Source organism: Brevundimonas sp. (genome assembly GCF_013912065.1).
Taxonomy (GTDB): domain Bacteria; phylum Pseudomonadota; class Alphaproteobacteria; order Caulobacterales; family Caulobacteraceae; genus Brevundimonas.
The window spans coordinates 1-12244 of the sequence record NZ_JACESA010000025.1 but is presented as its reverse complement, the minus strand read 5'-3'; the positions used below and the strand labels follow the sequence as shown (position 1 = coordinate 12244).

Sequence of the window (12244 nt, the reverse complement as noted above, 5' to 3'; positions counted from 1 at the left end):
GCTCAGTCCAGCGCGCAGATGTCCGGAAGGCCACGCAAACCGCCCGCGTGATCCAGGCCGTAACCGACCAGGAAACGGTTCGGGGCCTCCCAGCCGACGAAGTCGGGTTCGGGGGCGCGGGGTTCGGGCCAGGGCTTGCGGGCGAAGACGCAGGTCAGGACCTCGGACGCCCCGCCCTCGCGGGCGATCCGCACCGCCTCGGCCAGGGACAGGCCGGTGTCGAAGACGTCGTCCAGGATCAGGACGCGCCGCCCGGCGATGGGGCGCTGGAAGGGCGCATAGACGTCGATCCTGCCCCGGCTGGTCTTGTCGTCGCCGTAGGAGGCCAGCCACAGGGCGTCGAACCGGACATTGCGGCCGACCCGCGACAGGGCGCGGGTCAGGTCGGCGGCGAACCACAGGCCGCCGGTCAACAGTACGGCCGCGACGGTCTCGTCGTCGATGACGGGGGCGATGCGCGCGGCGAGGTCCGCGACCACGCGGGCGATGTCGGCCTCGGCCAGGAGGACGGTCGGCGTCGGGGAGGTATCAGCCATGATCCGAGGCGGATACCGCCTCGCGACGCCCCCTGTCCACCTCGGGCGCGGCGGCGGTCCGGCTCAGCGACCCTCAGCCATGACCGCGCACGCCCGGCGCGACCGCCGAACGCAGGCCGTTGGAGGCCGGGGCGAGTTCCGCATGGGCCTCGACCGGCGCCGCGTGACCCGAGCCGTGATCGGCGGCGGGCGCGTGAGGAGCTTCATGGTCGGGCGTTCCATGGGCGGGCTTGGCGTCGGCGGGCGTTCCGTGATCCGGCGCCCCGTGGTCAGACGAGCCGTGATCAGACGCCTTGCCATGGGCGGCGGTCGGCTTGGCGTGGCTGACCGGGGCGGCGACGAAGTTGACGCCGATGTCGGCCGCGTGGCCGCCGGGGTCAGGGATCATGACGGCGAAGCCCTGGACCTTGCCGGGCAGGACCGGGGCGGCGTCGATGGTCACGATCCTGAACCCGACCTCTGCCCCGTGCTCGTCCAGCAGGGCGACGCGGACGGGCGGGGCCACGATCTCGGCGTCGCGGACATTGCGCAGGGCGCCCGAAACCAGAACCATGCCGGGATGATCGGGGGCTTCCTTGGCCGTCATGGCCTCGAAGTCCAGGCCGATCGGGTTCACCGGCGCGCCCACGGCGGCATAGGCGGCGGCGGCGCGCGGGAAGGCTTCGACCATCTCGACGCGGAACAGGAAGGCCGAAACGATCAGGCCGACGAAGACGCTGGCCAGGCCGGCCCAGACCACGCCATGCGTAGCGGCGCGGCGCAGACGACGCTGCTGTTCGGCGCGGGCGCGGAAGGCCTTGGGCAGTTCAGGCGCGGGGGTCTCGGCCAGGCTGGCGGGCTCCGGCGTCGGGTCCGGCTCGGGCGTGGCGATCACGCGGGGCTCCGGCGCAACGCTCAGTTCCAGGGGCTCGTCGCTGGTCGCGCGCCAGACTTCGCCGCACGATTTGCAGCGCACCTTGCGCCCGTTCGCGCCCACGGCGTCGTCGGGAATGAAATAGCTGGTGGCGCAGGCGGGGCAGGTCAGTATCATGGTGGCTGACTGCGAGGCTGTCGCCCCCTCCCGTAAGGCGCGATCCGCGCCCTGTCCCTGAAACAAGTTCGATGCCGTCCTCGCCACCCAGCGCCGCCGATTCCGCCCCCGTGACCGAGACCGTCCGCCTGTCGGGCGTGGGTTTCGGCTATGCGGACGCGCCCGACGTGCTGCGAGACGTTAACCTCATTCTGACGCGAGGCTCTTTCCACTTCCTTACCGGGCCGTCCGGCGCGGGAAAGTCTTCGCTGCTGCGGCTTCTGACCCTGGCCGACCGGCCGACGACGGGGTCCATCCGCCTGTTCGGCGCCGACGTGTCGCAGATCGACCGGCGCGACATCCCGGCCTTTCGCCGCCGCATGGGGGTGGTGTTCCAGGATTTCCGCCTGCTGGACCATCTATCCGCCTTCGACAATGCGGCCCTGCCGCTGCGGCTGGCCGGCGACCGCGAGGCCGACTACGCCCCCGACGTCGAGGAAATGCTGAAATGGGTCGGCCTGGGCCGGCGGATGGACGCCCGTCCCCCGGCCCTGTCGGGCGGCGAGAAACAGCGGCTGGCCATCGCCCGCGCCGTCATCACCCGCCCCGGCCTGATCGTCGCCGATGAACCGACCGGCAGCGTGGACAGCGCCATGGCCGACAAGCTGCTGCGCCTGTTCCAGTCGCTGAACCGACTGGGCGCCACCGTCCTGATCGCCAGCCACGACCAGGGCCTGGCCGAACGCTCCGGCGCCCAGGTGCTGCGGCTTGATCAGGGGCGGCTCAGCAAGGCCCGGCGGGCCGCCGCATGATCCGCCTGTTTCCCCCTCGCCGCCCCGGCCTGCTGCCACCTGCCGCCGCCGGCGAGCCCTGGCTGATGACTGTCATCGCCGTCCTGTGTTTCCTGGCCTGTCTCGCCGCCGTCGCCGCCTCGGCCGCCGACCGCGCCGCCCATGGCTGGGCGCGTCAGCTGGGCGCCGAGGCCACGGTTCAGGTCCGCCCCCGCGTCGGCGAAACCGGCGACACCGCCGCCGCCCGCGCGGCCGAGACCCTGTCCGGCGTCGAGGGGGTCGAGGAGGCGGCGGCCCTGGATCGCAAGGCGGCCGAGGATCTGCTGCGGCCCTGGCTGGGCGACGCCGTCCTGCCCGACCTACCCCTGCCCCATCTGGTGACTGTGCGGCTGAAGCCGGACGCCCCCGCCAGCGCCGTCAGCCTCAGCCGCGCCCTGGCCGAGGCCGGGCTGGACGCCACCGTCGACGACCACAGCCTGTGGCGCGGCGAGGTCGAGCGGTCGGCGGCCCTGATCACGACCCTAGCCGGCGCCGCCTTCCTGGCCACCGCCTTCGCCGCCGCCGCCGCCATCGCCTACGCCACCCGCGCCGGCCTGGCGGCGGGGCGCGGCGTGATCGAGACCCTGAGCCTGAACGGCGCGACCGACGGACGCATCGCCTGGCTGTTCCAGCGGCGGTTCGCCCTGCTGGCGGCCGGGGCGGGGGCCATCGGGGCCGGTCTGGCGGGGCTTCTGCTGGCCTTCCTGCGCTTCCTGGGCGGGGCGGGCGGCCTGACCCAGGCCCTGCCGGTGACCTGGGGCGACCTGCTGCTGCTCTCGCCATGTCCGCTGCTGGCGGCTACGGTTGCGCTTGTGGCTGCAAGATTCGCCGCCATGCAGGTGCTGGGCTCAGCTGGGGAGAAGGCATGAGACTGCTCGTCGTCATCGGCGTCGTCGCCCTGATCTGGCTGGTCGGCCTGTTCGCCTTCGCCCACCGGGTGCGCGAGCTGACGCCCGCCGACGAGCCCGCCCGCGCCGACGCCATCGTCGCCCTGACCGGCCCATCCGCCGAACGGGTCAACGCCGCCATCCGCCTGCTGGAACAGGGCAAGGGCCAGCGCGTCCTGATCTCGGGCGTCAACCGCGAGGTCCGCCGTCGCGAGCTGCGGGACCTGACGCCGGGCTCCAGCCGCCTGTTCAACTGCTGCGTCGACCTGGGCTTCGAGGCCGAGGACACCGTCGGCAACGCCCAGGAGATCGCCGCCTGGGCCCGGTCCAAGGGTTATGACGACCTGATCGTCGTCACCTCCGACTATCATATGCCGCGCTCGCTGGTCGAAATCCGGGGCCAGCTGCCGGGCGTGAAGCTGACGCCCTACGCCGTATCGACCCCGTCCCTGGACAACAGGCACTGGTGGCGCGCGACGGTTACGGCGCGGCGGATGACGCTGGAGTATATGAAGTATCTCGCCGCCCTGGGCCGCGAGGGCGTCCGTCGGCTCAGCCGCGACGCGCCCGCGTCCGACACCCCCGCCGAAAAGGCCCCTGCCTAAGTGAACACCCTGCGTTCCCTGCTCTTCACCGCCTGGCTCTATCTGTCCATGCCGATCATCGCCGTCGGCCTGTCGCCCGCCCTCCTGGGGCCGCACCGCTACGCCCAGGGCGTATGCAAGCTGTGGGCGCGGATCGTCCTGTTCGGCCTGCGCTGGATCGCGGGCGTCGAGGTCGAGGTGCGCGGGCTGGAGCACGCCCCCAAGGGCGCCGCCCTGATCGCATCGAAACACCAGGGGATGCTGGACATCGTCGCCCTGCTGGCCGTGCTGCCCGACGCCTGTTTCGTGATGAAGAAGGAGCTGATGCCCCTGCCCTTCTTCGGCTGGTTCGCCTGGAAGGCCAAGATGATCGCCGTCGACCGCGCAGGCCACGCCAGGGCGCTGAAGGACATGACCCGCCAGGCCCGCGAGCGTCTGTCCGAGGGCCGTCAGATCGTCATCTTCCCCGAGGGCACCCGCAACGACCCCGGCGTGCCCGGCGACTACAAGCCCGGCGTCGCCGCCATCTATCGTGATCTGGAAGGCCCCTGCTGGCCCGTCGCCACCAACTCGGGGCTCCATTGGCCCGCCCACGGCTTTCGCCGATATCCGGGCAAGGTGGTGTTCGAATTCCTCGAACCCATCCCCGCCGGCCTGAAGCGCGGCGCGATGATGGCGTTGCTGGAAAGTCGCATAGAGACGGCTTCCACCGCACTGCTGGAGCCAAAGGTCCAGCTCGAGCGTATGGACTGACCGACCTCTTCAAGGAACCCCCATGTCCCGCGCCCCGTCCGCCCGTCGCCCCCTTCGTCTTCGCGCCCTAGCTCTGGCCGCCGTCGCCTCGGCTGTCGCCGGTCCGGCCCTGGCCCAGTCCCAGCCCTATCAACAGCTGCGCCCAACGGCGCAGGGCTGGACCGTCGATCTCGGCGTCGGCGCCCTCTACAGCAAGGACAGCAACGGCGACACGGGCTCCGAGACCACGGTCGTGCCGTGGGTCTCGGCCAATTATCGCGACCTCGTCTATGTGAACGCCATCGACGGCCTGGGCTGGAACGCGGTCAAGACCGACGACTTCCGCGCCGGCCTGCAACTGCGCCCCCGCTTCTCGGCCGACGACATCGAGGGGCTGGACCTTGATCGTCCCGATTTCGGCGCCGACGTCGCCGCCTATGCCTTCAAGCGTCTGCCTGGCGATATCGTGGTCGGGGGCCGGGTCAGCCGCGACGTATCGGACGTCAGCGAGGGGACCGAATACTACGCCTCGGCCGGCCATCAGCGCATCACCCCGATCGGCCTGATGAACGTCTCGATCTATGCGCGTGGCGGCGACGCCAAGCTGGCGAACGCCTACTACGGCGTCAGCGCCGCCGAGGCCGCCCGCAACGGCATCGACGCCTATTCGCCGGGCAGCGGCATCCAGGGCGCGGGCGCCAGCCTGTTCCTGCTGGTCCCGCTGAACGACAAATGGGGCGCCGGCGCCCTGGTCAACTACGAGCGCCGCCTCGGCGACGTGGCCGACAGCCCCCTGTCCCAGGAAGACGACACGATCCGCACCGGCGTCTTCTTCGCCCGCCGCTTCGGCGGCTGAGACAAGGTGTTTGGCCCCGACTGAAAACGGCGGGAACTGACCCGGTCACCGGCTCCGTCTTTGCGAGAAACACAGGCGTGTGCCAAGATGACACGCTGGGAGCCGATCGCGAGGTGAGCGTGACGGCTGGCGCATCCGTCGTTCACGGGAAGAAGGGTGTCCATGCCTCAAGACCAAGTCCACGCCGCGTCGCGGATGATAGGCATCCAGTGGGGTCGAGCCCTCGCCGCGACAGCTGTGGTCGTCACCCACGCTATATCTCACCCCTTCGCCTCCGCGCCGGGCGCCAGCCACCTCTTGGGTCGCGTCGGCGTCACCCTATTCTTCGTCATCAGCGGTTACATCATGGTGGTGACGACCGGGCCAGGGCGGTTCTCCGCACTCGACTTTATGCGGCGGCGACTGCTGAGGATCGCGCCGCTGTATTACATTGCTACAGCCGTAACGGTGGCGGGCGTGCTGCTTGCGCCCTGGGCTTTCAAGCAAACAAGCTTCGACCTCAAGCATCTTGTTCTGTCTCTGCTGTTCCTGCCGGCCTATGCGCCTTCCGGCGAAATCAACCCGGTGATGAAGCTTGGCTGGACCTTGAACTACGAGATGTTTTTCTATGTCGCTTTCGCCCTGCTATCGGGTCTGGCGGCCCTTAAACGCGCGATCGTCCTCAGTGTGGCCTTCGGCGCGCTGATTCTGGCGGGTCTGACCATGGAGTTCCAGTCGCCCGCCCTGATTTTCTACACCCGGATCGATACGCTCGCCTTCGTCGGCGGGGTCTGGCTGGCGGTGGCGACCCAAGGCCAGCCTCGATTGCTTTCGCGCAAGATGATGCTGACCCTCGCGACTTTCGCGGTCGCTCTACTGACCATGATCGCGGCCACCTATAATCGACATGACACTAATCCGATGGTCCAGGTCGGGATCATCACGGCCTGTGTGGCGGCCGTCGGCGTTCTGGCTCTAGGGACGCGACCGCTAGAAAGGCACGTGCCCGAGACGGCCGCCGTGCTGGGCGACGCCAGCTACGCTATCTACCTGTTCCACCTGTTTGGGGTCGCCGCAGTGACCGTGGCGATGCGTAAGCTTGCGCCTCCCGATTTCCTCGTGCTCGGCATGGTGCTGGCGGCGATCGCTGGCATGGTCGGAGGACTGGTCATCTACTGGCTGATAGACCGTCCGCTCGACCGGTCGCTAAGGCGTTGGTCGCGGATAGGCCCCACGCGCCCGCTGAGCGTCGAGCCGATCACGCCCTAGCCCGCCGCGAACTCGCTCAGGGCGTCGATGACGGCCCGGTTCTGGTCTTCCGTGCCGATGGTGATCCGCAGGCCCTGCGGCAGGCCATAGCCGCCGACGGGGCGCACGATGATCCCCTTGGTGTTCAGATAGTCGCTGGCGGCGGTCGCGCGGTCGGCGCTTTCGAACATCACCAGCACGAAATTCCCCGCGCTGGGCAGGACCTCCAGGCCGAAGCCGCGCAGGGCCTGGGTCAGGCGCGGCTTCCAGGTGGCGATCAGGTCGCGCGACGCCTGCTGGTGCGCCTCGTCGCCCAGGGCCGCCGTCGCCGCCTCCAGGCCGGGGACCGAAACGTTGAACGGCAGGCGGATCCGGTCGATCGCCTCGGCCACGGCCACCGGCGCATAGCCGAACCCGATCCGTAAGCCCCCCAGGCCGTGAATCTTCGAGAAGGTGCGGGTCACGACGATATTGGTCGCCTCGCGGGCCAGTGGGAAGGCGGTCTCCCAGTCGGCCTCGGTGACATATTCGGCATAGGCCTCGTCGATCACCAGAACGATATGGGCCGGCAGGGCGGCGTGCAGACGGCGGATTTCCTCGCCGCTGTTGTAGCTGCCGGTCGGGTTCGACGGATTGGAGACATAGACGATCTTGGTCCGCTCATCGACCTGGTCCAGCAGGGCGTCGACCTCGGCCTTGAAGTTCGGCTCGGGCGCCAGCTTGACCTCGGCCTCGCAGGCCTTGGCGCTGATCCGGTAGGCCAGGAAGCCGTACTGGCCGCAGACGATATTGTCGCCCGCCGTCAGATAGGTCTGGTTCAGCAGGGCGAAGACCTCGTCCGACCCATTGCCGAAGATCAGCCGCTCAGGCTCCAGCCCGTGCTTCTGGGCCACCGCGTCGCGCAGTTTGGTCGCGCGGCCGTCCGGATAGATGTGGATGTTCTTGATCGCGGCCTCATAGGCGGCGCGCGCCTTTTCGCCTGCGCCCAGCATGTTCTCGTTCGAGGACAGCTTCATCGGCTCGGCGACGCCGACGATGGACGACTTGCCGCCGACATAGGGGGCGATGTCCAGAATGCCGGGCTTTGCCTGGGGGCCTTGGGGCGCGGTGGCGTCGGTCATGGAAAGCCTTGATCTCAGAAGAGGGGGGCGGCGCCGATGACGCCGGTCAGACGGCCGGGCGCGCCGTTCAGCCGCCCGTCCTCCACCTGCACATAGCCCGCCAGCATAAACAGCTTCAAGCCGCCGGCCGCCGCCAGAGGATCGGCGATCAGTCCGGCCTCGGCCAGGGCCTCGATAATCTTGGCTTCGGACCAACCGCTGTCGGTGACCCAGAAACTGCGGTCGTCCCCGGTGGGGCCAGAGACTTCCCGGGACACCAGAAAGGCCTGGGGACGGGCGCGGCGGTCGTCCGGCAGGGCGGAGACGATCCTCAGTTCCGGCTTGGCCAGCAGTCGGCCCCACCAAGGCCGGTCCGGCGACAGGTCGATCAGGGCGCGCGCCCCGCCCTCGACCGCCTTCAGCGCCTCGTCGGCGGCCATGGGGCGTGCGCCCAGTCCATAGCGGTCCGTGGCCAGGGCCTGGGCCAGGCCGCCAGACGTGACCAAAGCCGGCCCGGTTGCGGCCTCGATCCGCCCCCAGACGGCCTTCAGCGCCACGGCCTCGGCCGCCTTGGCGTCGACCAGGGCGTCTCGAAGCGCCAGGGCTGAAGCGTCGGCGCGGTCGCGGGGTCCGGCGGCGACCCGCGCCCGCACGGCCTCGGCCACCGCCCGGTCCAGGGCCGACAAAGCCTCGTCGGGCTGAGCTTCCTCCAGCAGCGCCATCAGAACAGTTTCGGCGCCGGCGCCAGGGAGAAGGGCCCCAGCCAGGTGCGGCCGTCACGGAAATTCAGCGTCAAGGCCACCTCCTCGCGGGTCGCGGCTTCGGCGGCGCCGGCGGCGGCGGCGACGCCCACTGCCCCGATCTGGTTCGCCGGCCCCTGGCGCGACTGCAACAGGCCGGACAGAGCCGGCAGAGGCTTCTGCGACTGCAGCGCCACCTGACCCGTCAGCCGACCGTCGGCGTCGGCGCGCAGGATGTCGCTGCTGAGCGTGGCGCGGCTGTCGCCGGCCTGGAGATCGCCGCGAATGTTTCGGAAGGTCCCGCCGCCCTTGGTCCACTGGGAAAAGACCCCCGCGGCGTCGCCCAGTTTCAGCAGCCCGGCTCGACCGATCGTCGCCTCGAGCTGGGTCGTCAGCTGACCGTCCTGGGCGAAGCCCTCGACCGGGCCGTCGCGACGGCCCTGACCGTCCACCAGCCGGAACATGACGTCGATGTCGTCGGTAGGTGCCTCCGAGCCTTCGAGATGGGGTCGGCTGTAGAATTCAATCCGCGCCGCGCGAGCGATGGGGAAGGGTTCGCCGCCGGGATGGACAGTGAAGATCGGATTGACCAGTTCCAGAGCCAGATTGGGCCAGCGTTGGTCGATGCCGCTGGCGCTCATCCGGATCGCATCGCCGTTGACGGCGACCTTGCCCTTGCCCGCCCGGGTCAGGATCAGACCCTTGGGCGCCACGACCACCCATTTGGTCGGCTGATAGGCATTGGCCTCGGCGTTCAACTCGGGCGCCGACAGGGCGTGGCCGGACGGGGCGGCCAGGGTGACATGGGTCAGTTTGACATTTGCCCGGAACGGCCAGCCGACGATGGTCTTGTCGGCGTACCGAATGTCCCAGCCCTGCTGGCGCAGGTTCGCGGCCTGGGCCTCCAGTCCAGCGTCGATCTGGCGCGTCAGATAGAACCACCAGCCGGTCCAGGCGGCCAGGGCGACCAGCAGGACGATGAAAGGGGCGTAGAGGCCCTTGCGGCTGGGCGGCTTGGAGGGAACATCGGTCATTCGGTCTTCTTAAACGATGCGAAGGCTTGCTCGCTACCATGCCAACGCCAGGCCGCCGCCGATGTTCAGCCCAGAAAGCCGCGCACCGTCTCGACCGCATCGGCCAGGCCCATCCGCTGGACCTCGGTTCCCGGCGGCAGGCTGGCGAACAGCCGGGTCGGGGTGGCGGCGTCCAGCATCACGAACACCCCCTTGTCGTCGCCGCGCCGGATCAGCCGGCCGAAGGCCTGGGCGATACGGGCGCGCGCCAGGGCGTCGTCATAGCCCCGACCCTGGGCGAAATGGCCGCCCAGCCGTTCGCGCCGCGCCTTGTGCAACAGGTCCGGGCGCGGCCAGGGCACGCGGTCGAAGGCCAGGATGCGCAGCGACCGCCCTGGCACGTCCACGCCGTCGCGCACCGCATCGGTGCCCAGCAGGCAGGCGTTTTCCTCGACCCTGAACATGTCGACCAGGGCCCCGACTTCCAGCGGATCGACGTGCTGGGCGTAAAGCGGCACCCCGGCCTTGGCCAGGTCCGGCCCCAGCCGCTCATAGACGGCCTTCAACCGACGGATGGCGGTGAACAGGCCGACGCCCCCGCCCCCGGCCGCCAGGAACAGTTCGCGCATCGCCGCCGCCGTCTGGCGCGGATCGTCCTTGATCAGGTCGTTGACGACGATGACCCGGCTGTTGGCCGCATAGTCGAACGGACTGTCGACCTTCAGAGTGCGCGGCGGTTCGATCAGCCGCGCCGAGCCGGTGCGCAGCCGCGCCAGATCGAACGGGTCCTCCTGCAACGGGTCCGACAGGGTGGCCGAGGTGACCAGCACCCCGTGGGCCGGCGCGATCACCGCCGCCTCCAGCGGCACGGTCGGATCGATCCAGTGGCGACGCAGGGCCACGTCATGGATGCGGCCGAAGGCGGTCTCGGCCGACAGCCAGTCGACGAAGTCGGGATCCGGCTGATCGCTTCCGTCCTCCAGCGCCGCCAGCATCGAGCGCCAGCCCGGCAGGGTCATCCGCGCCCGCCGGTCCAGACCCCGCAGCGCCCCTTCGATCCGCGACCGTTGCGATCCGTCCAGCTCGGCCGCCTCGTCGTCGAGAATGTCCTCCAGATGGCGCGACAGGGCCAGGAGGGGCGCCTCGACGGCGGCCAGGGCCTGGGCCGCCGCCCGCGCCGTCTCCGCCACCGGATCCGTGACCGGCTTCAGCGCGCACTCCATGCCGAACTCGGGCCCGCCATAGGGGCTGGTCTCCGCCGTACGGGCCCGCAGCTGGTCCAGGGCGGCGGCCAGGAAGGCCTCGATCGGCCCGATCGGATTGACCTCGCCCGAGGCCGGGGCGACCCGTCCGGACACGCCCTCGCCCGGCAACGCGGCCGAGGCGCGGATGGCGTCCTGAAGCGCCTTCAGCGCCGCCTCGTTGTCCCCGACCATGTCGCCCAGCCGCTGTTCCAGCCCGCGCCCGCGCCGGCCCTTGCCCTCCGGCCCCCGGATCCAGCGCCGCAGCTCGGCCGCCTCCTGGCCCGACAGACAGGCGGAAAAGGCGCTGTCGGCGGCGTCGAACAGATGGTGACCCTCGTCGAAGACGATCCGCTTCAGGGCCGCCGTCTCGCCGTCCTGTTTCTGGCCCCGCGCCGACCGGGCGCCGTCGAAGGCCGCCTGGGTCAGGACCAGGGCGTGATTGGCCACGACGATATCGGCCTTGCGGCTGGCGCGGATCGTCTTCTCGACGAAACAGGCGCGATAGTGAGGGCAGGCCGCGTGGACGCACTCGCCGCGCCGGTCGACCAGATTGGCCGCCCCCGCCGCATGGGCGGGCGGCGTCGCGAACAGGCCGGGCAGCCAGCCGGGAAAGTCGCCCCCCGTCATGTCGCCGTCGCGCGTGTGCAGGGCCCAGCGCCCGGCCAGGGCCAGGCCGATCAGGTCGCCGTTCCCCAGCTGGGCCGCCTGGACCATGTCCTGCAGGTTCAGGACGCACAGATAGTTCTCGCGCCCCTTGCGGATGACGGTCTTCTTCTTGCGCTCGTCCGGGTCGGGCCACAGGGCATGGCTCTCGCGGTCGATCTGGCGTTGCAGGGCGCGGGTATAGGTCGAGACCCAGGCCGCCCCCTGGTTCCGCTCGGCCCACAGCGAGGCGGGCGCCAGATAGCCCAGGGTCTTGCCCGTGCCCGTCCCGGCTTCGGCCAGCAGCACGCGGGGCCGCCCTTCCTCATTGCGCGGCGAAAAGGCGAAGGCCGCCTCGGCGGCGTAGTCGGACTGGGTCGGCCGGGTCTCGTCCAGGCCCGAGGCCTGCAGCAGTTTCTCCAGCCGGATGCGGGCGCTCTCGCTGTCGACCGGCGCCGACCCCGCCTCGCCGCGCGGCGCCTCGTCCTCCCATTCGGTCAGCCGGCTCCAGACATCCAGGCCCGAACCGCGGTGCTGGCGCGCCCGCACCCCGCCCGCCTCCAGCGCCTGGACGACCCGGTCGCCCCAGGCCCAGCCGGCGCGCTGCATGGTCACGGAGAGGACATAGGCCGCCTCCCGCTCCGGATAGGCGGGCGCCGCCAGTTCACGCAACAGCAGCCCGGCCGCCTCGGCCAGCGCCGCCGCCTGTTCCTCCGGCGACTTCGGCTCGGCCAGCCCCAGCGACAGGGCCAAGCCGGTCGGCGAAGGCGCGCAGAACCGCGCCGGCCTCACGAAGGCGTACAGTTCCAGCACGTCCAGCAACTCGCCCGACCGTGGCGGCGGC

General features: G+C 70.4%; 12 protein-coding genes. 6 read left to right on the top strand and 6 right to left on the bottom strand.

The genetic code is table 11. The features are described 5' to 3' along the window. Nucleotides 1–2: 2 nt before the first annotated feature. Both H2037_RS15460 and H2037_RS15455 read right to left on the bottom strand, forming a co-directional pair. Nucleotides 3–536 (bottom strand): phosphoribosyltransferase family protein, encoded by a 534-nt coding sequence (locus H2037_RS15460; RefSeq protein WP_292123768.1) that lies wholly within the window; start codon nucleotides 534–536, stop codon nucleotides 3–5. Nucleotides 537–609: 73 nt separating this feature from the next. Then, nucleotides 610–1566 carry an MJ0042-type zinc finger domain-containing protein gene (locus H2037_RS15455; protein ID WP_292123766.1) on the bottom strand — a complete coding sequence of 319 codons (957 nt, stop codon included), beginning with the start codon at nucleotides 1564–1566 and terminating at the stop codon, nucleotides 610–612. A 71-nt stretch (nucleotides 1567–1637) separates the two neighbouring features. Between H2037_RS15455 and H2037_RS15450 the strand changes: the two genes are divergently transcribed. The 6 genes from H2037_RS15450 (at nucleotide 1638) to H2037_RS15425 (ending at nucleotide 6682) form a co-directional block, all read left to right on the top strand. Next, nucleotides 1638–2357 carry an ATP-binding cassette domain-containing protein gene (locus tag H2037_RS15450; RefSeq protein ID WP_292123764.1) on the top strand — a complete coding sequence of 240 codons (720 nt, stop codon included), beginning with the start codon at nucleotides 1638–1640 and terminating at the stop codon, nucleotides 2355–2357. Beyond that, on the top strand, nucleotides 2354–3244 hold the full coding sequence (locus H2037_RS15445) for an ABC transporter permease (protein ID WP_292123762.1): 891 nt from the start codon (nucleotides 2354–2356) through the stop codon (nucleotides 3242–3244). Before H2037_RS15450 ends, H2037_RS15445 begins: the two co-directional genes overlap by 4 nt. Then, a complete protein-coding gene (locus H2037_RS15440; RefSeq protein WP_292123761.1) occupies nucleotides 3241–3867 on the top strand; it encodes a YdcF family protein in 627 nt (208 codons plus the stop codon). The genes H2037_RS15445 and H2037_RS15440 overlap by 4 nt, the downstream gene beginning before the upstream one ends. After that, nucleotides 3868–4599 (top strand): lysophospholipid acyltransferase family protein, encoded by a 732-nt coding sequence (locus tag H2037_RS15435; protein WP_292123759.1) that lies wholly within the window; start codon nucleotides 3868–3870, stop codon nucleotides 4597–4599. 22 nt (nucleotides 4600–4621) lie between these two features. Beyond that, the gene (locus H2037_RS15430) at nucleotides 4622–5434 is read left to right on the top strand and encodes a MipA/OmpV family protein (protein WP_292123757.1); all 813 of its coding nucleotides are present in this window, start codon (nucleotides 4622–4624) and stop codon (nucleotides 5432–5434) included. A gap of 162 nt (nucleotides 5435–5596) precedes the next feature. Further along, complete coding sequence (locus H2037_RS15425; RefSeq protein WP_365833896.1) at nucleotides 5597–6682, top strand: acyltransferase; 1086 nt, start codon at nucleotides 5597–5599, stop codon at nucleotides 6680–6682. Here the strand turns inward: H2037_RS15425 and hisC are convergent. The 4 genes from hisC to H2037_RS15405 all read right to left on the bottom strand — a co-directional run. Next, complete coding sequence (hisC, locus tag H2037_RS15420; protein ID WP_292123753.1) at nucleotides 6679–7782, bottom strand: histidinol-phosphate transaminase; 1104 nt, start codon at nucleotides 7780–7782, stop codon at nucleotides 6679–6681. The two genes, H2037_RS15425 and hisC, sit on opposite strands and share 4 nt — an antisense overlap. Before the next feature lie 14 nt (nucleotides 7783–7796). Next, a complete protein-coding gene (locus H2037_RS15415) occupies nucleotides 7797–8483 on the bottom strand; it encodes a hypothetical protein (RefSeq protein WP_292123751.1) in 687 nt (228 codons plus the stop codon). Then, nucleotides 8483–9535, bottom strand: a complete 1053-nt coding sequence (locus H2037_RS15410; RefSeq protein WP_292123749.1) for a DUF2125 domain-containing protein — start codon at nucleotides 9533–9535, stop codon at nucleotides 8483–8485. Before H2037_RS15410 ends, H2037_RS15415 begins: the two co-directional genes overlap by 1 nt. Before the next feature lie 65 nt (nucleotides 9536–9600). Further along, on the bottom strand, nucleotides 9601–12244 hold a 2644-nt coding region (locus tag H2037_RS15405; RefSeq protein WP_292123747.1), incomplete at its 5' end, for an ATP-dependent DNA helicase.